Genomic DNA, 23,753 nt, shown 5'->3' with positions numbered 1-23,753 from the left:
GGGCCCTTCCTAACGGGTCATGCCGCCTGTGGTGTCGGCGGAGGAAAGTGAGGAGTCCGCAGAGGTGCGAGCGAAGGAGGGTCCTGTGTCGGATCAACTCTCGGAGCTGCTGGCCCGGCTGCAGAATGCGCAGCAGACGTCGGTGCAGCGTCAGCAGGAGGTCAACGCGGCGGTCAACACCACGTTGGGTGGCGGTCTGGAAGGCGTGAAGCGGGTGGCCGATGCCCTGGACACGCTGCGCGCCAAGCCCGGCGAGGCGGCGGCCCACCCGAATGCGTCAGGTGAAGGGGCGCTCGACCGGCTCCTGGTGAGCCTGGCCCAGGCGCAGGTCGACTCCAGCAACCGCAACGCGCACGTGGCGGATGCCGTCTCGATCGGGGTGTCCGCCGGAGCGGAGGGCGTTCAGAACGTGGCCGCGGGGCTGCGCGCGCTGGCCGACCCCTATCCGGGTGTCGCGGCTCCCGTGGCTCAGCCGGTGCAGCCGGCCGAGCCACGCTCGCCGGACTTCGCGGCCCGACTGGAGGCGGCTTTCGCAGCGGCCAAGCGCGGAGTCGCGGTCACGTCCGTGGGCGACGACCAGCTGACCGCCCGGGGTGACGACCGGCTGACCGGCCCGGGCGACGACGGGCCGGCCGCGCCCCAGGTGCACTCGACCGTGTGCAGCACGTGTGGAGGGAGCGGGCGGGTGCTCACGCAGTGGTGACGACTCCGTCCACGCGCGGCACGGAACGCAAGCGGATGGGATGGTTGCTGGCCACCTGACCGCCGGCTGCTCGGGCATCGAGGCTCGCTCCCGCTGCTGCTTCGGAGCGGTTCTCACGACGCGAACGAGCCGCGCGGCTCCCGGTGAGCGGACGGCATACATTGGCTTTCGTCTGTGACGAACCAACGAGAGGTATGCCGTGTACGGATCCGTGAAGGCCGAGCTCGCTGAGACGTTGGCCGAGATCGAGGCGGCAGGCCTCTACAAGCGCGAGCGTGAGCTGACCACGCCGCAGAGCTCGCACGTGGGGACGAGTGGTGGTGAGGCGCTGAACTTCTGCGCCAACAACTACCTCGGGTTCGCGGACCACCCGGAGGTCGTCGAGGCGTCGAAGAAGGCCCTCGACGAGTGGGGCTTCGGGATGGCGTCGGTGCGGTTCATCTGTGGCACGCAGACGCAGCACTCGGTGCTGGAGAAGGCGCTGAGCACCTTCCTCGGGACGGAGGCGACGATCCTGTACTCGTCGTGCTTCGACGCCAACGGGGGAGTGTTCGAGGTGCTGTTCGGCGCGGAGGACGCGATCATCAGCGACGAGCTCAACCACGCGTCGATCATCGACGGGGTGCGGCTGAGCAAGGCTGCGCGGTATCGCTACAAGAACGCGAACATGATGGACCTGCGGATTCAGCTTGAGGCGGCTGTCGCGGCGGGGGCTCGTCGCAAGGTGATCGTGACCGATGGCGTGTTCTCGATGGACGGGTTCTATGCGCCGCTCGACGAGATCTGCGACCTGGCGGACGAGTTCGAGGCGATGGTGCTGGTCGATGACTCGCACGCGGTCGGGTTCGTCGGGCCGAACGGGCGGGGTACGCCGGAGCTGTTCGGCGTGCAGGACCGCGTCGACATCGTGACAGGGACGCTGGGCAAGGCGCTGGGAGGGGCGAGCGGCGGGTATGTCGCGGCGCACCAGGAGATCGTGGACCTGCTGCGTCAGCGCTCGCGGCCGTACCTGTTCTCGAACTCGGTGGCGCCAGGTGTTGTGGCCGGGTCGTTGAAGGCTCTGGAGCTCGTGGACACGTCGTCGGAGGCTCGGGAGCAGCTGGTGGCGAACACCACGCTGTTCCGTGAGCTGATGACGGAGGCCGGGTTCGAGCTGTTGCCGGGATCGCACCCGATCACGCCGGTGATGTTCCCGGGAGACGATGGCGCGCGGCTGGCGGCCGAGGTTGCTGATCGGATGTTGGCTGATGGGGTCTATGTCATCCCGTTCTCGTTCCCGGTCGTGCCGCGTGGCATGGCGCGAATTCGGGTGCAGCTGAGCGCTGCTCACTCCGAGGAAGACGTGCGCCGCTGCGTCGACGCCTTCACGACTGCGCGTGGTACGGGCGCGTGACCGGACGGCTTGGCTCATGAAGGTCACACCGGCTGTGAGGTCCCCGGTTCCACATCGAAGACTCACGGACGGACGGCGAATTTCGGTTGGGTGAACCGGACCCAGGCGAAGGGGGTCGGGGGTTCTACTTTGACAGAGAGCCGAACTTTTCTGTCCACTACGGCAACGCAGGCGCCCTGGAACTCACAGAGGTCTCTCACAGTAAGGGGCCGCGGAGGTCTTCCTTGGGAGGTCCAGCTCACGTTCCGTCTTATCGACGCGTCGTCGGGGATCTAATGGGCGCAGGGTTCACGAGTCGGCCCGTCGACATCAGACGCGTGTGTGGCGCCGGTTTCTGCGTATTCTCGATGGCCCGCATTGACCCCAGCGACTGGCTGAGGTCCGGTTGGCGAGGAGCGGCTTGCGGCGGAAGGCATGGGGATCGCGCCAGAATCCGAGTAGCGAGACCAAGGTTTATCGCAGTGGGTTTGCCTGACTCTCCACGTAGCCGTGCCAAGCCAGGGGTCGGAAGGCGGGACTCATCGAGTCCCAACTGCGCACAACAAGAGAGGGGGCAGCGTCGCTGCCCCCTCCCACCGGCCCGATAGTCCGGCAATGCTGTAAGCGCAACCCGAGGGCGCGCAGGTCAATAGTGGCTTGTTGAGGGCCCCCACGTCAACCCCACCGCCCCTGCTCAAGGTCACGACTTGGTTATGGAAGCGCGGAGGATACTGCCGCGACGTGTGTGACAGTTCCTGAGTTGTCGCACTGGATAGGGACAGCAGCAAAACGTTCGCCCGCCTGAGGAGTCTCATTGGAGCCAGGAAGCAGCACGAAGCGTCCGCTGCCGTTGGACGCACGGACTAATGCGCCGGGCGATGCAGCGGCCTGCTCGACGGTCACAAGTTCAGGATCAGTCGGATTACGCCACCCGGGCATGCGCGTCAGGATGTCGACGGCCCCAACCAGAACGGGTCGGCTTGCTGGAGTCGTGTCGACCAGGACACGCATACCAGGCAGGAGGGTTCCAGGGCTCGCGTCTAGGGTCCAGTCGCGGTTGGCCCGAACCTGCACGCGGGTCGCAGACTTCCAACTGACCACCGTTGCTGACTGCACCGAACTTGTGACCTGAGGGACGGGTGCGGCCGCGAGTCGGAAGCTTGGGAAAGTCTTGGCGGTCAGGCCCAAAGTCAACGCCCACTGCGTGGAGCTCCGGTCTGTCTCCAGGTGAGAAGGCGCGTTGAGCGACCGACTGTGGAAGAAGGCCCTCGACCCCTGTTCGGTGCCGCAGGACGTAGGCGCCTGCCTTGTTATCTAGGTAGCGCACTTCATACGTGCGCGCCACTTGAGGTGACTGAAGATGCGAAACTAGAGTCCGTCGCTTGTCGTGCCCCTGCTGCGAACCCCAAGCCCTGCCGCACAGACGTATGAATGACGAGTCCCCAAGGATGGCCCAAGATCCGGGCCTAGTGTGGACCGTTTCATTGGCCATGGCGAAGACAGGGACGTTGAACTCTCTGGCCATGGCGTAGGAAGGGGTTAAGTCGATGTCCTCAGATAGGACGACGACGGCCTTCGCTTTGCTCACTCCAGTCACCATCTCGATGGCACAGCGTAGTACCTGGAGCGCGCACAGTACGTCGACGAGCTTCTCCTCGAGCTTGCCTCTGTCGACGAGACGACCGCGCAAGAGCGTCGCGTCGGGGTTGCCGCTGATGACGTCGGCGAAGCGCTGCGAACTCGCTAGTGCCGCGATTAGTCGGGGTGTCACGTGCGACTGCGGCGGATCAATACCCATTGCTGCGTAGACATGCTGAACGTCGAACCCAAACCTCGACAAGGCGGCTTTGATCCCGTCAACGCTGGGGTACCTCCGCTCGCCCAAGACGTCAAACACTTGTCCACGGAGATTCCACGTGTCCACAACCACCACCACTGGAATGGAGTTCATGTTGCCCCGATCATGAGGTACTGGCTTACATGTGGACGTCACGAAGTTATCACTAGGGTCCGACGCCTTGTGCTCGTGAAGTGCTGTCGACACGGGGGCGAACTCGTGCGCGCCTCGATCCCGTAGCGGACATATGCTACGGCGCACTCGCCGTCCGAGTCAGGGTAATGGGTAGTGCGGCTTACCGCCCGTACTGCCAACTACGCACGAGATCTCAACGGTCGATGCGGGAGGCTGCAGGGTGCAGGAGGCGTCGTGAGAATTTGGCGAGACCACCTCAAGTGATGCGGCCGAAGGAGGCCGCGCCTTCGTTGAGAAGTGCGAGGCGGCTTGGTCGGGAAACCAGTTAGCCGCAGGAATGCTCGCTTGTCCGGCTTGGTGTCATCCACGTAGTTCGGTCCGTGATTAGCGTCCCTCGGTGACGTCAATCTCTGCAAACATCTGGTCCAGCAACCTCGCTCGAGCGTCGTCCTTCGAGGACCCGTCCGCGTGAAAGTGCCGGTCGTCGCCCACTTTGGATGCCTTTGCATAACTAAGGGATTGAACACGCGGGTCGGGCGGATTCGGTGGCGAGGTTGGCGTGCTGACTTTGACGACAAAGTTCCAGCCGCGTTGCGCGAAGGCACGCTCCTCGGCATCCAGATCTCGCTCTTGTTCGGGGTTATTGGTCATCTGCAAATACTACGACCGCAGCCGGATCGCCGCGAGTACTTCTAGCATGAGGCGAAGTTAGATCTGTTCTCGTGCGCTGGTCGCGTCGCTCCCCGCGCTGATGGCGCAAACCTCATCGCCGGTGCGGTCGGTGGGACATAGCGTCCAGACGACGTGCACTCCTCAGCGGGCCAAACTTCGGCGGACTTCTCGCTTCGGTAAGCTCACCGTGGGAGAAGGCAGAAGCGGTTGGAGATCCAAGAGCCTCGATGTTCAAGATATCGGAACGACATGGCGTTTCATGGGCCAGTGGGTACCTGACTCTGTCCAGGGCAATACGCCCAGTTCCCTGATGGTGCGTCCGGTGTGAGCGGGACTAAGTAACTAGAAGCCATGCCACTCCTAGCGATGCGACTATAAGTTGAGGATGGAGCTCAGGTGCTCCCGCAGGATGCGGACTACGAACCTGTGGTCGTCAAGCTGTGGCAAACCGGACGCGCCCATCCAGCCGACGACGCCCACGCCGTCAACGCGAAGCGGTACTGCCCCGCCGTGCGCCGCGTACTGCCAAGGCGGCAGCAGGAACTTCTCAGACAAGGTGGTGTCTTGATCTCTGCAGAGCTGCCCTATGTAGAGCGACGAGTGCTCGAAGCGCCTGACAACCCGCCCCTTGCGCTGCAACCACTCGTCGTTGTCCTGTGTCGAGCCTGGGAGGGCGGCATGGAAGAGCTGGTGCTCGCCGCGCCAAATACCGACGACGACTGTTAGGCCCTCTGCCCACGCAGCGTCCGTCGCGTGCCGACCCAAGTCGTAGGCGACCTTCTCGGACAGGGCCGGAAGCACGATCTCTGACTCCTCTTTGAGTAACTCATCCAGACTTGGCCACGCTTCCCGTGGTGACAAACTTTCGTTCCTCTCCTTGGCCGATTCCGCTAAACATCGGTGTATGCCTAAGCGGAGGGTAACTGTGGCTGGGGCGCTGGGCGCTCCGAGAAGGTGGGCGACGTGACTGCGCAGTCCCTTCGCGGGCGTCGCAACTGTAGCTCTTGCTTTGCCGAGCGAAGGACGGGCCATCATCTCGATCGCTTGTGCGCTCGAGTCGAGGCATTCATGAAGTCTTCCACTTGACCGAACAGCGTCCCCGCCGGAGAGTAGCCGTCGCGGATTGGCTGTTGTGAGTCCATCAGCGAGCTTCTAAGCGCCACATGGCTCAGAAACGCATGACAACATGTGTGGGAAACTGCAGTGATAGGTAAACTGCTCGACTGGGCCAGGTTCATCACGGCTAAATTCTGGAGAGAGCGCGTCCGCGTTTCGGACCGTGGAGGGGAACGTGGGTCATGGGTGCGTTTAGATTCATTGAGTTGGACGGACAGACACGGAAGTTCATGCTGGACGAACTCGATCGCGACGGCGGAAATCCCACACCCAGCAAGCTCTTCACGCCTCGTGGGGCGGCCGACTACCCAGCTTTGCTACGCGAGGCCATGCTTCACGGCAACGCCGAGACGTTGATCGTGGCTCTAGACGGGCACGAGCGGATGGAGGAGAAGCCGGTCAACGCAGCAAGCCGTTTCGGTGGGACGGAGTTCAACCGCTACTACGTCAGAGCCATTTGCCGGCGCGCTCTCGACCACGGTTCCACGGCGGTTGTCGTGTATAGGTCCCGCCAGTCGCAAGCGCCCAGAGTCCAGTCCGAAGCTCTGATTGGCACCAGATTGCCCGCAACCACTGTGCTCGACGACCTGCGCACGAACGTCGTCCAAGGAGTGCTGGGCATAGCGCAGGTGACCTCGGGAGTATCGGTGCGCTGTGGCTGCGCACCCTGTATCGCCGGCGCACCATGACGGTTCCGTCGGATGGAGGCGAGTCACGGGGGCCGGGATCGCCGGACGTTGGACCGTCAGCCCGTGTGGCATCGGAGTCTCACGACGAACTCGACCACGGTGTGTCGGTAGCGCACGATGCTCAGGCAACCGATGGCCAGAAGCCCGCGATTTTGGTGGCCCGAGCGCGTATCGAGGCCGAGGCCTCGTCCGACTTTGGGGCGCCAGCTGTCGTCGTACACACAACCTTCATTAACCCCGATTCGCGCACGCTCGAGCCAGGCGCACGCCACGCTGGTGGCTTTGAGCAAGGCGCGGTCTGGACCGTTGGCGAGGCAGTCGCCGCCGCTGCGTACCACCTTAAAGTCATAGCGGTCCGCGCATCCGGCGCCGTGCACGACCTTTGGGTGAATCGTGTTGACCAAGAACCTGAAGGCCCCACCGAGAGGACTGTGCTTCACCTGACGGGGAAGGAGGCGAAGAGATTCGTCGCCCTACTGGGCAATAGTTCCTTCGCTTCCCTCCTTGAAAGCCACTTGCCGACCCCCGACGATCTGATCGCTGTCGTCGGAGGACCTGAGCTGGAAGCGGCGTACCGTCGCGACGCGACAATGTTCCGGCGACTCATCGAGGCCGACTCCCAGGCGGGTGACGTCATTGCAATCGCCCACCGCAGGAAGGTGGTCGACCAGTTCAGGCGCCTACTCACTGACCCTGCGTATTTTGCGGAACGGGCTGCTGCGGACGGCGGGCCAGAGAAAGTTTGGCAAGCCCTCTTCGAGTCGAATCACTGGCTGCTTGGCGGTTCGCTCTCTGCGGGATTGTTCACTTCTTGGACCCCGGATCGACTCGAACAGACCGCCGTTGGTCGTTCCATCTTTTCTGTCGGTAAGCGGCCCGACGCCCTCATGCGTTCGGCGGGCATCGTTCGGTCCATGGTCTTCGTAGAGATCAAACACCACGAGACACCCTTGCTGGCGACGTCGGACTATCGAGCAGGCGCTTGGCCCGTTCACAACGACTTGGCCGGGGCAATCGCGCAAGTACAAGCAACTGTCCAACTCGTCGCGGAGCAAATCGGCGCTCGCCTCCAGAGCGTTGACGCCGATGGCGTAGATGTTCCAGGCGACGTCACCTACCTCTTCAGGCCGCGAAGCTTTGTGGTGGCTGGCACCCTCGATCAGTTGCTCGGCGAATCCGGGGGTCACGACCAAGCCAAGATCCGATCATTTGAACTGTTCAGGCGCGGTCTGTTCAGTCCCGAGATCCTTACATTCGATGAGGTCCTCGCGCGCGCGGAAGTGATGGTCAACGTCGATTAGACCACCGGACAATGGAAATGCGGAACGACCGGCCAAGTAGAGATCTGACCGGCGAGTACGACGCGGGCTTTCAACGGGCGCGGCTCCGCCCCCGGCCTTCGAGTTCATGTTCATGGGCCCGTGTGACTCTGCGCGAGACCGTGTGAAGTCATTCGGGCTGCGTGTGGTCCGCAGGCACCCAGGCCATCGTTCAGTCCGTGAGGCGGCTTCGGGCCAAGTGGACCTTTTCGGGGGTGTGGAGGCGGACCATGAGCCTTGCCGTGTCGCGGGGGATCGTGGCCGGGGTGGCGAGGGACACGATGATCGCGGTGGCGAACGCCAACGGGGTGCACCACGCGGCCGGGTTGGCCAGCAATGCCCCGGCCCAGCCGTCCAGAGGCCCAGCCGCATAGGTCGTGACCGCAGCCGACGTTGCCGCCAGGGCACCGACGACCAGCCCCGCCACAGCACCCGCTCGACTCAACCGCCGCCACCACACGCCGAGGATCAGCAGCGGCGCGAACGTCGCCGCCGCCAACGAGAAGGCGAAGCCCACCGTCGTCGCGATCCCGATCTGCTCGACGAAGCGCGCCACGATGAACGGCACGGCCACAGCGGCCACCGCCGCCAGCCGGAACCCACCGAACCCGAAAGCATCCCCACCGGTGAGCCGCGACAGCCGAGGCCGCAGGAACTCCTGGTGCAGCACCCCCGTCACCGACATCGCCAACCCCGACGCCGTCGACAGCAGCGCCGCGAACGCCCCACCAGCCAGCATCGCGGTCAGCAGGTCCGCGCCCAGCCCGTCCACCACCCGGGCCGGCAGCTGGATGACGATCGTGTCGGACCGCACCCCCGGCGGCAGTGACGGCAGATGCAGGCGGCCGAGCACGGCATACACCGGGGGCAAAAGGTAGAAGACGCCCAGCAGGGCCACGACGGATACCGTCGTCCGCCGCGCGGCCACGCCGTCGGGGTTCGTGTAGTAGCGCACCAGCACGTGCGGCAGCCCCATCGTCCCCAAGCACAGTGCGAGCATCATCGACGCCGTCCGATAGAACGGGTGGTCGTCCGGCGAGTCCGCCACGAACGGCTGCGACCACGCCTCCGACACCGCGGGCGCCCCACCGCCAGAACGCATCCAGAGCGCGATGAGCACGAACGCCGGCACTGCTAGGCACGTGAGCTTGATCCAGTACTGCATCGCCTGGACGAACGTGATCGACCGCATCCCACCGGCCCCGACGGCGATCGCCACGACAACTGCGACCACGAGCGACCCGACCCACTGCGGCGCCCCCGTCACGAGCTGCAACGCGAGCGACGCGCCCTGGAACTGCGGCACGAGATACATCCAGCCGATCGCCACGACCAGCACCGCCGCGAGCCGCCGCACGAGCACCGACCCCAGCCGCGCCTCGGCGAAGTCGGGCAACGTGTACGCCCCTGACCGACGCATCGGCGCCGCCACCATGACGAGCAACACCAGGTAGCCCAACGTGTAGCCCACCGGCAGCCACAACAGGTCGACGCCCTGGTCATAGATCAGCCCGGCGACGCCCAAAAAGGAAGCAGCAGAAAGGTATTCACCCGAGATCGCACTCGCGTTGAGCCGCGGCGACACCGTCCGACCGGCCACATAGAAGTCCGAGGTCCGCCGCGACAGCCGCAGCCCCCACGCCCCGACGACGATCGTCGTGAAGCACACGAGCCCGACGGCGATGATCGAGAACGCGTCAGCCATGGCGCCCCTCCCGACCTTCACGCCCGGGCCCGACGATGTCGGCGAACTCCGACTCGATCCGCTCGGCCTGACGCACATAGCCCCGCGCCAGCAGCCACGCCGCCGGATAGACGAGCACCCCGAGCACGAGCCACGGCAACGGGATCCCCGCCAGCGTCATCGTCCGCGTCGACGGCACGAGCGTCAGCAGCAGCGGGAACCCGCCGATCGCCGCCGTCATGAGCGCCAGCACCGTGAGCGCCAGCCGCAGCTGCGCCCGCCGGAGCCCGTCGATGTAGACGTCACCCAGCTCGGTCTGCTCGTCGAGGTCGCTCGCCAGCACCCGGGCGTGCGCGGTCACCGCGGACACCGCCGACCGCCGCGAGCTCGTGACCCGCACCCGTTGCGGCACACCGGACCGCTCGGGCGCCATCAGGCTCCCGTGCCGGGTCGCCTCAGCAGCACGTCTCGAAGCTGTCGCGTATGCCGTCTGCTCACCTGCAGCTCGACGTCGCCGATGACGACCGAGCACCGTCCATGGTCCATCCGGACCTCGGTGACGTGCGGGAGTGCCACGAGGGTGGACCGGTGGATCCGGATGAAGCCGTGGTCTGCCCACTTCTCCTCGAGGACGGCGAGGGGGATCCGCACGAGGTGGCTGCCCTCTGGGGTGTGGAGCCGGGCGTAGTCGCCGGATGCCTGGGCGTAGCGGATCTGCGAGCGCGTGATGAAGCGGGTGACGCCCCCGAGCTCGACGGGGATCGTCTCGTCCTCGAGCGCAGCACCCGCACCGCCGGCAGACCCAGCCGCAGCGGAAGGCGAGCCGGTCTCGGCTCCGGGAGCGGGCGGCATACCCGCCTCGTCCTGTTTCGCCACGACGCGACGGACGGCTTCGGCGAGACGCTCGCCGCGCACGGGCTTCATGACGTAATCCGTTGCGGCCAGGGCGAAGGCGTCGACCGCGTGCTGCTCGTGGGCGGTGACGAAGACGAGCTGCGGGGGAGAGGCGAAGCGAGCCAGCACCCGCCCCAGAGCCATCCCGTCCAGGCCCGGCATCGAGATGTCGCTGAAGATCACGTCGATGTCGTGCGACTCGAGCATCTGCAGCGCCTCGGTGCCGCTCGTCGCGGTGAGGACCGAGCCGATGCGGGCGTCGGCGTCCAGCAGGAAGCGCACCTCGGAGAGGGCGGGGAGCTCGTCGTCCACCACGAGGGCGCGCAGGGAGCCTTCACTGGCCATGGACCGAGGATAGCCACGGCAGACGGCCCGGGATCGCTTGCGCAAAAAGACTTCCCCGAGGGGTCAAAGGAGGGTCGCAGGTCACTCGTAGGCAGCGGCGAGGGTGCTGGCTCGCTCGTGCAGCGAGTCGCGCAACCACTGTGGCGACAGGGCTTCCGCGCTGGCGCCGAGCAGCCACAGCGCCCAGACGGCGTGCCGCGAGTCCTGGAAGGTCACCTCCATCCGGAGCCAGCCCCCGGTGTCACCCTCCTCGGACAGCACGGCCAGTGACGTGCCGACGAGCTCCTCCCGGCGCGTCGGGTCGAGCCGGACCACCACCGCCACCTGGTCGCCGCCGGTCCGGAACTGCGCGCTGCGCTCCTGCCACAGCTGGTCGAGGTCGACCTCGTCCGGTCGCTCGGCCGGCTCGGTGAGCGCCTCGGCCGCAAGGACCCGGGAGAGCCGGTAGGTGCGGTCGGCTCCGTCGCGGATGGCCAGCAGGTAGCCCTGGTCGCGGACGATGACGAGGCCGACCGGGTCCACGGTGCGCCACGTCGGGAGCTGGCCCGCCGCGGCGTAGTGCAGGCGCAGCTTGTGGCCGGTGAAGACCGCCCGCCGGATCTCGGCGACGACAGCAGCCGGCACCTGCGCCGCACTGTCGCTGTCCAGCCGGCGCGAGAGGAGGTCGGTCGGCGGGTCGATGAGCAGGCGCTGGGACGCCCCGGCTGCGGTGTCTCGATGGCTCTGGGGGAGGGCGTCGACGACCTTGAGCATGGCCGACGAGAGGGCCGAGCCGAGGCCGAATGCCTGTGCGCCGCGCCGCGATCCAGCCACCACGAGGGCCAGCGCCTCGTCGTGGTTGAGCCCGGTCAGCTCGGTGTGGAAGCCGGGGAGCAGCGCGAAGCCACCGCGGCGCCCGCGCTCGGCATAGACCGGGACGCCCGCCGCCGACAGGGCCTCGATGTCGCGCAGCACCGTGCGGGTCGAGACCTCCAGCTCGCGGGCGAGCGCGGTCGCCGACAGGCGCTCGTGCTGACGGAGCAGCAGCACGAGCGAGACCAGGCGGTCGGCGCGCATCCGGGAATCCTCCCAGAGATACACGACACAAGGTGTCACGTATGGACTGTGAGGCTGATCCGCAGGAGCCGCCTCACCCGGAGGTGGCCCGACGAGAAGGAGCTGAAGTGGCGATGGAACGCAGTGCGGTCAACCCGGTCACCTGGTCGGTGGCGATGGGCTTCAACCAGGGCGAGGTCGTCTCGGGACAGACCCGGACGCTGTATGTGTCGGGGCAGACCTCGATGACCGCGGACGGCACCCCGGCCCACGACGGCGACATGGCGGCCCAGCTCGTCCTGAGCGTCGACAACCTCGAGGCGGTGCTGCGCGAGGCCGACATGTCGCTGGCCAACCTCGTGCGGCTCAACGTCTATGCCACCGACATCGACCTGCTCTTCCCGCACTACGGCGTGCTGGCAGCCCGTCTGGGTGAGGCCGGGGTGGCACCGACGACGACGATGCTCGGCGTGACCCGACTGGCCATTCCGGGCCAACTGGTGGAGCTGGAGGGCACCGCCGTGGCGTGAGTCCGGTCGTGAGGCGGGGGGAGCCAGGCTCTGGACCTGCAGCGATGCCCTTTCCTCCGCGCGCGAGCGTGTTCGGAGGGCAGTAACTAGTAAACATAGTCACAACGAGTCATATCGGCCGTTGGCCGCCTGGTGGGAGCGTGCTCCTCGGGTGCCCGCAGAGTGCTGTGTGGATCACCCAGTGATGACGATCCTTGAGGTGGAGGACCGGCACCATATCGGCTACCGACTCCGGTAGGCGCCGCCACTCGGGGTCCGCCAAGACCCCGAGCCCTCACGTCGGGGAATTCACGTGCTTGCTCTGCGCAGATCTGCTCTCGCGTCCACTGTCACCGTCGCCATGTTCGGGACCCTCGGGATTGCGGTGGCACCGTCCGCGCAAGCCGCCGGACCCGATGCCGCGACCACGGCGGTCAGCGCGCTGTTCGACCGGCTCGCCTCGGACTTCCTGCCGCAGGTGGCCTCGAGCACCGCCCTGTCCCGGCAGCTCCCCGACGCTGGCGGTCACCCCGGCCGAGTCGGTCGGGCTCAAGGACGCGTTCTCCTCGGCGCTGGGGGCCGGCGGAGTGCTCGAGGACTTCGGCACCCAGGAGACGCTCGGGGACCTGGAGGACTACGTCGAGGACGCGGACGGCGGGGAGTGGAACTTCACGTCCAGCATGCCGACCGATGGCTCCCTGACCGTCGGCTTCACGCGCGAGGTCAAGCGCTCTGCCGGTCTCGACATCCGTGACGCCGACGGCACGATCAGCCTGTCGAGCGGTGACGGCATCTCGGTCGTCGGCACCCTCACCGGCTCGTTCACCTTCGTCGTCACCGGCGGCCAGGCCGTCCTTACCAAGCCGTCGCTGACCATCGCGACCATCGGCGACCTGCCCTCGGACACGACGATGAACGCGGGCCTGGGCATCCTCGGAGTCGCGGTCTCCGGTGAGGCCGGTGACAGCACGGCGGACTACCACCTCGAGAGCACGGTCACGACGAGCTGGGCCAACCCCGACAACGACGCCGCGGGTTCGCTCGCCTTCGACAACCCCACCACTGCCGCAGCCGACGACGGAGAAGCTTGCCGCCAAGGGCGCGGGCACCGGCATCGTCACCGCCACGCAGGTGGGCACCCTGGCGGGCAAGCTCGAGGCGAAGCCCCGGGCCAACGACCGGGTCGCCGGGCTCCCGAGCGTCGGGACGACCGTGACCCTGTCCTCGGCCTCGCCGGCCACGTTCGAGGCGCCGCTCGTGACGGCCGTCGTCCCGGATGCCGCGAAGCCGTTCCTCAACATGACCCCCCGCGACCTCGCCGCCTCGCTCTCCCAGGCGGCCTCCGCCGTCCTCGGCATGCATAACGCCGGCGACGGAGACCTCCCGCTCATGCGTGGGTCGCTGTCGAACGCCATCGACGCCGTCGGCGGCATCAAGACCTTCCTCGCCGACCAGGTGCCGGACGCCGACCCCGACGACCAGACGCCCGGTCAGCCGAAGTTCGCCTCCCTCCAGGACATGCTCGCCGCCCTCGACGCGGCGGAGTACGCCGACTCCGGTTGGTCCATCGAGGTCCTCGACAAGGACGACGGCGACGGCAAGGAGGCCGCGACCTTCGACCCGGGGACGAGCAAGGTCAACTTCACCATCGTCACGACCCGCGGTGGGAAGACCGACCTCGAGCTCAACCCGCTCGGCGCGGCGACCTCCGGCACGGGCACGGCATACACCGCCACAGGTCTCACCGCCTCGGGTGTCGACCTCAACGGACCGAAGAACGACGGCGCCGCGCTCCTCGCGGGCCGCAAGGTCACCGCCGGCACGTCGACCGCGACGGTCGCCACGATCGACAGCGGGACCACCCTCACCCTCACCGACGACAGCTGGACCGGCGGCACCCCGGTGAACGGCACGCTCTTCGCCATCGAGGCGGCCGACCCCAAGACCGGCGCCCCGCAGTTCGCCGACGTGCTCAAGACGAGGATCGGAGTCGCCGGGGCCAACGCCGAGGTCTCGACCGCGAAGATCACCCCCGACGTCACCGTCACCCTGCCGATGGTCCTCGACCTCAGGGACCCCGAGAAGTACACGAACGAGGCCAACGAGCTCGTCCTCGACTGCGACCCCGGCACCGGCACCGCCCCGTGCCCCTTCAAGCAGGTCGACGAGTCCGGGCTCGCCCGCATCATCACCTCCCTGCCGCTCGCGGCCGACCGCGTCATGCTCCGCCAGAGCACCCGCGACCTCCTGGTCGCCGACGCGGCCATCACCTCGCCGGTGCAGATCAGCACCAAGAGCGGATTCCTGGCCCTCGACATCACCGGCGACGTCGCGCTGACGGTCCCCTCCGGCCACCTCCAGGTCCTCGCGCTGACGAAGTCCGGTGACGTCCCCGTCCCCGAGTTCGTCGAGCAGGTGCGCCAGCAGACGGTGCGCACCGCCGCCTCCACCGCGGACGTCTTCAAGCGGACCCTCGGCGGCACCGTCGAGGCGAACCTCGACATCACCGTGCCCGACGCCCCGACCGCCTTCAGCGACGCCGAGGACGAGGAGAACCCTGACTCGACGAGCATCACCCTCACGGCCACGGTCGACGCGCTCGCCGACGGCATCGACGCGGGCGAGGTCACCGTCGCGGCCGACGACGAGGACCGCGCGGACCTGCTCAAGGCCCTCAACATCAAGGACGCCCTCGACAAGGAGCTCGAGCCGACGTCACTCTTCGGTGCGGTGCGCGGTGCTCTCGAGGGTGCGGGCGCCGACCTCACGACGATGACCGGCGGCGGACTCGACACCCCGATCCCCTTCGTGGGGTCCTCGGTGAGCCAGCTCATCGGAGCCGGCGCCAGCGGATCGGCCAAGTATGCCGACCGTGCCGGTGTCGACGGCGGCCCTGCCGTCACTGTGCTCACCGACCCGAAGGCCGCCTTCACGCCGGAGTTCATCGGTCGCCAGATCGTCGTCGGCTCGACCCTCGCGACGATCGTCGACGCGGACGGCACGACCCTCGACCTGGCGCCCCAGATCCCGAGCACTCCGGTGGACGACACCCCCTACCTCGTCGAGAACGAGCTCCTCGGAGCCGTGCACGTCCTGAGCGCCATGACGCCGGACACCCTCCAGGACACCCTGGCGATGGCCGAGGCCTCTCTCGGCAACGGCTCGACGGTCGACTTCGGCCTCGCGAAGAACGACGACGGAGACGAGCAGCTGCGGCTCGACCTCTCGTGGGCGCGCGCCTACGAGGTGACCCAACCGGTCAGCCTCACCCTGGGTGAGGACCTCGACGTCATCGGTCTGTCCAGTGGCGGCGAGCTCAGCCTGCAGGCGAGCGGCACCGTCAAGCTCCGCCTCTACCTGCCGCTCACCGCGGCCGCGATGCTGAGCCCGATCGCCAACACGAAGGTCGACAAGGACTGGTCCGAGGTGGCCTTCACGGCCAGGGTCGGCGCGGACAACGCCTTCTTCGGCGCCAACCTCGGCCCGATCAGCCTCGAGCTCGGCCGTGACAGCGAGGGCAACCGCGGCTCGGTGCACGCCGGCTTCGCCGTCAAGGCGACCGGAGCGACGACCGAGGACGACCCGTCGATCGCCGACTTCTTCACCGACGGCTTCGACCTCGAGGTCGGCGGGGGCGACGCGTGTGACGAGGCCGAGCAGGTCATCTGTGCCTCGTTCCCGATGTGGGCCAACGGCACGGAGCTCCTCGAGCCCCTCGAGGTGACGACGACGCTCGGCGCCCAGGAGGACAGCCTCACGGACCTCTTCACCGGCGCGTCGACCGAGGTCGTCTTCCCGGACGAGATCAACAACATCCTCGAGAACGGCGCCTTCAAGTTCGGCTCCCTCCTCGAGGGTGTCCAGCAGTACATGTTCTACTCCGAGACCGCGCTGCGCACCGCGTCCAACGGCGGTGAGATGCCCATCGTGGGCAAGGACCTGCAGGCCGGCGCCGACTTCATGGGCAAGGTCCGCAAGGACCTCGCGCTCTTCATCAAGACCAACGGGGACGTCAGCCAGGTCGGCCCGGCGAAGACCCTCCTGACCAACACGCTCTCCGAGAAGCTCGGGGTCGTCGTCGGTGGCTCGTCCGGGATCAAGGTCGACTTCACCTGCAAGCTCACCCTCCTGCCCCCGACGGAGCCCAAGGCCACGCCCAACAACGCCGTCGCCGCCGACACGACGCAGTACGTCTACAAGGTCGTCTCGACCTTCGGCCAGGGCGCAGACCTCAAGCGCTCCCTCCCGTCGGCCGCCACCGTGGCCGTGAAGAACGCCGCCACCCTCACCGCCGGCGCGAGCGGCAAGTTCAACACCGTCACCTGGACCAAGGCGGTCGGCGCGACCGGCTACCAGGTCATCCGAGCGCCCCAGACCGGCACGACGACACCGTTGCCTGCGGCCTACCGGCTCATCGCCACCGTCGGTGCCGTCGCCACCTACGAAGACCACGTCGCGACTGCGGGGACGGCATACACGGCCGCGACGACGAACCCGCTCCTGCCGCCCACCGCCTGCCCCGACGACACCCCCGTGCAGAAGGTCGACGGCGTGAGCCTCGGCCTGACGATGGGCCAGGGCGTCGTGTCCGGCGACAAGGGCTGTGTCGACGCCGCCGACGGCAAGAACGACTGCTTCGGCGCCGAGCTGCCCGTCGACCTCGGCATCCCCGGGCTGTCGCTGCAGACCGGTGACTCCGGCAAGATCACCGGCGACGTCGGCTGGCGCCTGTCCCTCACGGTGGTCATGAGCCGCACCGAGGGCTTCTATGTCGACACCTCGACGCAGAACGAGCTCGCCGTCGGTGCCGCCCTCAAGCTCGACGCACCCATCGACACGACCGCGCTCACCGCGCAGCTGTCCATCATCGAGGTCAACGTCTCGAAGAAGCACACCCGGCCCGAGTTCGTCGGCTCCTTCGGCATCGACATCAAGGGCAAGGACGGCAAGCTCAAGCTCGCCGACATCGCCCGCACCCGCGTCGCCGACGCGATCACCGTCAACCTCGATGCCAAGATCGACATCGGCTGGCACCTCGAGGGCACGGCCGGGGCAGCCCTGCCCGGCATCTCGACCGACTTCGTCCTCCAGTGGGCCTTCAACGCCACGACGAGCAAGGACCCGAAGAAGAACGCGGCCGCCCTTCTCGTCAGGTTCGACAGGGTCACCCTGGACGCCGGAGCGTTCTTCGGCAAGGCGCTCAAGCCCTATCTCCAGCAGGTCGTCGACGCGACGAAGCCGCTGCAACCGGTGCTCGACACGATCTTCACGCCCATGCCGGTCATCTCCGACCTCTCGACCGCCGCCGGTGGCCAGCCGATCACGATCGCGACCCTCGCCGAGACGTTCAGCACCGTCGCCGGAGGCCCGAAGATCAAGCCCTTCCTCGACGCCATCAAGACGACGAAGGACTTCCTCAAGAACGTCAGCTGCGATCCGCTGAAGGACGACACAAAGTGTGGCGTCAACCTCGGCAGCTTCACCCTGTCGGGCGCGGCAGTGACGACGACCCGGGTGTCGGCCGGCAACGCCACGTCGATGATCGCCGCCAAGGAGGTGGCTCCGGCCGTCGCGGGCCAGACGCCCGCCCAGCAGGTCGCGGCCAAGGACACCTCGGGCCGGATGTCGAACTCGACGAAGCGGGCCCTCGCCGGCCTGTCCTTCCCGGTCCTCGACGACCCGACCAAGGTCTTCGACCTCATCTCCGGTGGCGACATCCCGCTGGTCGAGTTCGACAGCGGGCCGCTCACCCTCGGCTTCCAGTTCCAGAAGTCCTTCGGCCCGATCTATGCACCGCCGCCGGTCATGATGGTCATCGGTGGAGGGGCCTCGGTCTCGATGCGGATCGCCGCCGGGTTCGACACCTATGGCATCCGCCGCGCCATTGAGGGCAAGGGCGCTGCCGAGATCCTCGACAGCCTCTACTTCAAGACGGTCGACCAGACTGGCAAGCCGATCCCGGTCGTCCAGTTCACGGGCTACCTCGAGGCCGGCGCTTCGGTGTCCCTCGCGATCATCGAGGTCGGGGTGGTCGGCGGCGTCCGGCTCACCGTCGGCTTCTACTGGAACGACCCCAACAACGACGGCAAGTTCAGGCTCTTCGAGTTCGGGGCCGCAGTGGCGGTGAACCCGATCTGTCTGTTCAACGTCTCAGGAGAGCTCTCTCTCTACATCAAGGTCTTCGTCACCCTCGGGTTCAGCCCGTTCTCGGTGAGTTTCGACTTCACACTGATCAACATCAAGCTCCTGGACTTCAGTCTCAAGCCCGACTGCAAACCGGCACCGCCGAGGCTGGCCGGCCAGACCGGCACCACCCTCTACGTCTTCGCCGGCAAGTTCGGCACCAACGCCGAGCGTGGCGCTCCGTGGGGTGCGACCGACAAGCCCGAGACGTGGGTCATCCGTCAGGTGCCGACCTACAAGGACGAGGACGACGTGCAGCAGCCGGCCGTCATCGAGGTGCGTGGGCTCGGGCTCACCGAGACCTTCCCGGACTCGGGTGACACCGCGATCTCGACCGTCGTCGTCGACGGACGCGGGACCTCCGCGCCCCTGACCGTGAGCTTCACGGGTGGTCAGCCGCCGGTGGAGGGCGCGACGGCCGAACCGTTCAAAAAGGCTGCCGTCGTCTTCGGCAGCGACGCCGACGACGTCATCCGCACCGGTGCCGGCACCTCATGGGTCGACGGCGGCAAGGGCGTCGACACGATCACCACCCTCGACCGCACCGATCTCGCGTCTGCGGCCGACTCGGGCGTGGCGCACGTCGCCGGTGGTGAGGGCGCGGACGCGATCACCGTCGGCAACGGCAACAACGTCGTGACGGGTGACGCATCGCTGAAGTACGAGTTCTCCTCACCCGTCGTCGCCCTGTCGCCCGACAAGAAGGGTTCGGTCACGCTGAAGGACGCCGTGCGGGTCGACTCCACCCTCACCGACGCCGCTGACGCCGACTTCTACAAGGCGAACCCGACGGGCTCGGGCGCCGACCAGATCGCGGCCGGCCTCGGCCAGGTCCGACTCTCCGGCAACGGCGGCGCCGACACGATCGGCACCGCGAACGACAGCCCGCTCGCCGACTCCGCCGGGATCAAGGCCGGGACGACCGGCGGGACCGCCGAGAAGGAGGCGCTCTACCGCGCCAAGGGCTCGGTCATCGTCGGCGGCGCCGGCAGTGACGTGCTCAAGAGCGGTTCTGCCACCGACACCGTCTACACCGGGACGTATGCCGCGATCACCGAGACCGACGCCGGTTCCGGTGACGCTGACACGGACTCCAACACGGTCAGCACCGGCACCGGATCCGACACCGTCTATGGCTCCAACGGCCTCGACTTCGTCACCACGGCGTCGACCACGACGCAGACGGCGACGATCTTCGGCGGCGGCGCGGCGGACGTCCTCACCGGCGGCAAGGGCTCGGACAAGATCTACGGTGGCCCGGGTGACGACTACGTCGTGGCCGCTCCGGCCACGGTCAGTGGCCCCGGCGCCATCACCGACGTCCTCGGCGCAGCCCGCGACGTGGCCGTCCTGCCCGACGCGGGACCGAGCACCAAGCTGCTCGTCGGCGGCACCGGCACCGACCGCATCTATGGCTCCGACGGCCCGTCGACGATCTTCGGTGACACCTCCGTCGACGCCTGCGACGTGCAGGCGAGCCCGGTGAGCGCCCAGCCGGGCGAGACCACCGTGTCCGAGGATGCGGCCGACCTCATCCTCGGTGGCACCGGCGTCGACGTCGTCAACGCCGGAGGCGGGGCCGACTGGGCCTACACCTCCGGTGCCGCCGACCGCGTCTGCGGCAACAGCGGCTCCGACCACCTCTACGCCGGCGACGACGCCGACCTCGTGTTCGGTGGCAGCGGTGACGACCAGGCTTACGGCGAGTCCGGATCCGACCAGGTCTATGGCAACACCGGCGCGGACTCGGTCTACGGCAGCGATGGCGCCGACCGCCTCCAGGGCAACGCCGGCTCCGACTGGGTCGACGGTGGCACCGAGGCCGACGTCCTGATCGGCGGCACCTCCGCCGCCGGCTCGGCCGACGCCGGCGACGTCCTCCTGGGCGCCGGTGGCGCCGACGTGCTCGTCGGCGACAACGCGACGAGCGACGTCCTTGCCGACCAGCCCTACCCGGCCGATCTCGGTTCGACCGACGCCACCCTCGGTGGCGGCGACTACCTCGTCGCCGGCGACGACGACGACCGCGCCTACGGCGGTCTCGCCGGCGACACGGTCTACGCCGGGCTCGGCAACGACCTCGCCGAGGGCAACCCCGGCTCCGACGGCATCTCCGGCGAGGCCGGGGACGACGACATCATCGGTGGCTCCTCGCAGCTGGCCTCCGGCACCGAGCAGGGTCGGCCCGACGCAGGTGACCGCCTCAACGGCGGCGACGGCCAGGACGTCATCACCGGCGACAACGCCGTGGTGACACGTGGTGCGACAGCACACGCCGTGATGGCGGGCCGCGGGCTCACCACCACGCGCGGGGTCGACCTCGCTGACGAGTCCGCCGGGTCCCCGGCCGACGTGTCCGGCAACGACGTCATCGACGCCGGCAACGAGGTCGACGTCGTCTTCGCCCAACGTGGGAACGACACCGTCACGCTCGGTGACGGAGCCGACTACGGCGAAGGCGGTCCTGACAAGGACTCCGTCACCGGAGGTGCCCAGGACGACGACGTCGTCGGTGGCTCCTTCACCCCGGCCGCCGGCGAGGCCGGTCAGCCGGACGCCGGCGACACGCTCAACGGCGACGATGGCCAGGACGTCATCACCGGTGACAACGCCGCGGTGACGCGCGGTGGGACGCCGCACGCTGTGATGGCGGGCCGCGGGATCACCACGCCGCGGAGCGTCGACCTCGCGGACGAGGGCTCCGGCTCCCCGACCGGCGTGGCCGGCGACGACCTCATCGTGGCCGGCAAGGACGCCGACGTCGTCTTCGCCCAGCGCGGGAACGACGACGTCTCCCTCGGTGACGCGGTGGACTACGGCGAGGGCGGCCCCGGTGTCGACCTCGTGCACGGAGACGCAGGTGACGACGACGTCGTCGGTGGCTCCTACACCCCCGTGTCCGGTGCCGCGCCGACGACGATCGGCCAGCCGGACGGTGGCGACACCCTCGCCGGCGACGCCGGTGAGGACGTCGTGCTCGGCGACAACGGCTCGCTCACCCGACCCGTCACCACACCACCCGTCTCGCCGGCCACCCTGCTGACCTTCAACCGGGTCGCCACGCAACGCACGGTCCTGCCCTACGACCTCGGCGACACCCCTGTTGCCGGCACCTCCGGTCCGGACACGATCACCGGCGCGGCCGACAACGACGTGCTCCTGGGCCAGGGCGGCGCCGACCGCGCCGACGCCGGTGCCGGTGCCGACTACGCCGAGGGCGGGCAGAGCTCCGACCTCGTCATCGGTGGCACCGAGGACGACGACGTCGTCGGTGGCTCGTCGGCAGGCAGCGCAACGACCAGCACGGGCCAGGTCGGTCAGCCGGACGGCGCCGATGACGTCTACGGCGGCGCTGGTTCCGACCTGATCATGGGCGACAACAGCCTGCTCAACCGGCCCACGACAGAGCGCGACTGGCGCACCATCCGGGCCAACGCCACCCAGTCCGCTCTCGTCCCGTCGCGAGGAGTGACGTTCCACGACCTCGTCGGTCCGGCTCCTGCAGCTGCGAACGCCACGCACTCCGCGGGTGACGCACTGTCCGGCCAGGACGGCGTCGACGTGATCTTCGGTCAGGACGGCGACGACCGGATCAGCGGCGGCGGCGACGACGACTACGTCGAGGGCGACGGCGGCGCGGACAGCATCCACGGCGACGTGGCACTGGACGCTTCCGAGATCGTGCCAGCTCCAGCCGGCGCGGCCTGGTCCACTCCGGTGGTCGATGGTGAGCCCGTCACCGCAGGTCAGGACGACCTGACCGGTGGCTGGGGTCGCCAGGCCTACCGTGACGGCAACGACACGATCCGCGGCGACGGCAACGACGACTTCGTGGTCGGCGACAACGGCGCCATCCAGCGCGTGGTCGACGGCGGCACGACGGACCGCGTCTACACGCAGCGCTACGGCGCCTCGCGTCTCGGTCAGGCCAAGGTCCGGGTCGCCGGCGGCAGCGCAACCTCGACGCGCTTCTGCCCGACCACCGGGACTGCGGCGACGTCCACCTGTGAGGTGACCGGAGCCTTCGGCGCGGACACCGTCTTCGGTGACGCCGGCCAGGACGTGCTCTACGGACAGGACGGTGGCGACACCATCCGGGGTGGCGCGGACGACGACGACCTCTATGGCGAGCTCGGTGCGGACTCCCTCTTCGGTGAGGACGGCGAGGACGCGATCCTCGGTGACCGAGGCGGCATACAGAACAGGTATGAGAGCGGGTCACGCTCGACCACGACCACGCTCACCATGCCTCCGGCCGTCACCATGGTGACGCGGCTCAGCGGCTCGGTGAGCCGCGAGGCCGACCTGCTCCACGACGTCAACGGCACCGACTTCGTCGGGGGTGCGCTCAGCACCTCAATGCCCCTGAACGGGATCGCCTTCGGTGGCGTCGACCGGATCCGCGGCGGGGCTGGCCACGACTCGATCCACGCGGGTGCCGGCGACGACCTCGCCAACGGTGACTCCGGCGGCGACTCGATGTTCGGTGGTCGCGGCAACGACGTCATGTGGGGTGGGGCCGGCAAGGTCTGCACCTACACCGACGCGGCCTGCCTGGCCGACTCCGGCGTGAACGGTGAGTTCATCGACCACCTCGCCGGTGGCAAGAACGAGGACGTCCTCGACTGGCGGCCCCGCGGTGCCTACGGCACGGGCGCGACCTTCACCGGCCGCACGTGCAGCACGAGCACGGCGCCGGTCACGACCCAGAAGGACGGCACGACCGACCCGTGCTCCTGGTTCGAGATGACCGACCGCGCTGACGACGTCGAGGCGAGCTCCACGACCCTGGCCAACAACCAGCACCACCAGGGTGTCGACTGGGTCTACGGCGGGTGGGACCGTGACGTGATGCAGGGTGACCTGTCCAACAACGGCCCGCACAACGGTGACCGGCTCATCGACTGGTCCGGCGTCTACAACCTGTGGAGCCACTGCAACGCGGCCTACGGCGGGTTCACCGACGTCAGGGTCCCGGCTCCGGCGGTGGAGGACTTCCTCCGGACCTGGGCCACCGGCAACGGCGCGGGCCGACCGGCCGGTGCCGGAAGCACGGCAGACGTGGCGACGCCCGGCACCTCGGCCTACGACGAGCTGGCGCTCGTCTACAACGCCGACGGCAAGGCCCACGGGACCGGCAGTGCCTACCCGACGACACCGGGCCACTTCGACAACGCGAACGCCTGCGCGGGGTACTGACGGGCAGCGCGAGCACAGGAGGAGGCGGAGGCCGCGCCGGCAGCGCAAGCTGTCGCGCGCG

General features: G+C 68.0%; 13 protein-coding genes. 7 read left to right on the top strand and 6 right to left on the bottom strand.

Going from position 1 to position 23,753, the window contains the following annotated elements; genetic code table 11:
• The first annotated feature begins 85 nt into the window (after positions 1–85).
• Positions 86–703 carry a hypothetical protein gene (locus ACZZ98_RS05670; RefSeq protein WP_463515330.1) on the top strand — a complete coding sequence of 206 codons (618 nt, stop codon included), beginning with the start codon at positions 86–88 and terminating at the stop codon, positions 701–703.
• 199 nt (positions 704–902) lie between these two features.
• The gene (locus tag ACZZ98_RS05665; RefSeq protein ID WP_463515329.1) at positions 903–2,096 is read left to right on the top strand and encodes a glycine C-acetyltransferase; all 1,194 of its coding nucleotides are present in this window, start codon (positions 903–905) and stop codon (positions 2,094–2,096) included.
• Between the two features lie 2,335 nt (positions 2,097–4,431).
• Here ACZZ98_RS05665 and ACZZ98_RS05660 read toward each other — a convergent pair.
• Both ACZZ98_RS05660 and ACZZ98_RS05655 read right to left on the bottom strand, forming a co-directional pair.
• Positions 4,432–4,698, bottom strand: coding sequence for a hypothetical protein (locus tag ACZZ98_RS05660; protein ID WP_463515328.1), 267 nt, complete (start codon positions 4,696–4,698; stop codon positions 4,432–4,434).
• Positions 4,699–5,091: 393 nt separating this feature from the next.
• Complete coding sequence (locus ACZZ98_RS05655) at positions 5,092–5,580, bottom strand: heme-degrading domain-containing protein (protein ID WP_463515327.1); 489 nt, start codon at positions 5,578–5,580, stop codon at positions 5,092–5,094.
• A gap of 485 nt (positions 5,581–6,065) precedes the next feature.
• Here ACZZ98_RS05655 and ACZZ98_RS05650 point away from each other — a divergent pair, with 485 nt between their 5' ends.
• Positions 6,066–6,524, top strand: coding sequence for a hypothetical protein (locus ACZZ98_RS05650; RefSeq protein ID WP_463515326.1), 459 nt, complete (start codon positions 6,066–6,068; stop codon positions 6,522–6,524).
• 65 nt (positions 6,525–6,589) lie between these two features.
• Positions 6,590–7,825, top strand: coding sequence for a Shedu immune nuclease family protein (locus tag ACZZ98_RS05645; protein ID WP_463515325.1), 1,236 nt, complete (start codon positions 6,590–6,592; stop codon positions 7,823–7,825).
• Between the two features lie 190 nt (positions 7,826–8,015).
• Here ACZZ98_RS05645 and ACZZ98_RS05640 read toward each other — a convergent pair whose 3' ends face one another.
• The 4 genes from ACZZ98_RS05640 to ACZZ98_RS05625 form a co-directional block, all read right to left on the bottom strand.
• Complete coding sequence (locus ACZZ98_RS05640) at positions 8,016–9,548, bottom strand: sodium/solute symporter (RefSeq protein WP_463515324.1); 1,533 nt, start codon at positions 9,546–9,548, stop codon at positions 8,016–8,018.
• Positions 9,541–9,960, bottom strand: a complete 420-nt coding sequence (locus ACZZ98_RS05635; protein ID WP_463515323.1) for a DUF485 domain-containing protein — start codon at positions 9,958–9,960, stop codon at positions 9,541–9,543. The genes ACZZ98_RS05640 and ACZZ98_RS05635 overlap by 8 nt, the downstream gene beginning before the upstream one ends.
• Positions 9,960–10,766: a LytR/AlgR family response regulator transcription factor gene (locus ACZZ98_RS05630; RefSeq protein ID WP_463515322.1), complete on the bottom strand. Its 807-nt coding sequence runs from the start codon at positions 10,764–10,766 to the stop codon at positions 9,960–9,962. The genes ACZZ98_RS05635 and ACZZ98_RS05630 overlap by 1 nt, the downstream gene beginning before the upstream one ends.
• Before the next feature lie 81 nt (positions 10,767–10,847).
• The gene (locus ACZZ98_RS05625) at positions 10,848–11,822 is read right to left on the bottom strand and encodes a helix-turn-helix transcriptional regulator (RefSeq protein WP_463515321.1); all 975 of its coding nucleotides are present in this window, start codon (positions 11,820–11,822) and stop codon (positions 10,848–10,850) included.
• Between the two features lie 113 nt (positions 11,823–11,935).
• On the opposite strand from ACZZ98_RS05625, the gene ACZZ98_RS05620 reads away from it, so the two are divergent.
• The 3 genes from ACZZ98_RS05620 (at position 11,936) to ACZZ98_RS05610 (ending at position 23,692) form a co-directional block, all read left to right on the top strand.
• Complete coding sequence (locus ACZZ98_RS05620) at positions 11,936–12,331, top strand: RidA family protein (protein WP_463515320.1); 396 nt, start codon at positions 11,936–11,938, stop codon at positions 12,329–12,331.
• Positions 12,332–12,897: 566 nt separating this feature from the next.
• On the top strand, positions 12,898–13,674 hold the full coding sequence (locus ACZZ98_RS05615; protein WP_463515319.1) for a hypothetical protein: 777 nt from the start codon (positions 12,898–12,900) through the stop codon (positions 13,672–13,674).
• Positions 13,610–23,692: a hypothetical protein gene (locus ACZZ98_RS05610; RefSeq protein WP_463517729.1), complete on the top strand. Its 10,083-nt coding sequence runs from the start codon at positions 13,610–13,612 to the stop codon at positions 23,690–23,692. The genes ACZZ98_RS05615 and ACZZ98_RS05610 overlap by 65 nt, the downstream gene beginning before the upstream one ends.
• Positions 23,693–23,753: the final 61 nt, after the last annotated feature.

Source organism: Knoellia sp. AC549, from assembly GCF_979258975.1.
This window is presented reverse-complemented; position numbering and strand designations above follow the sequence as displayed.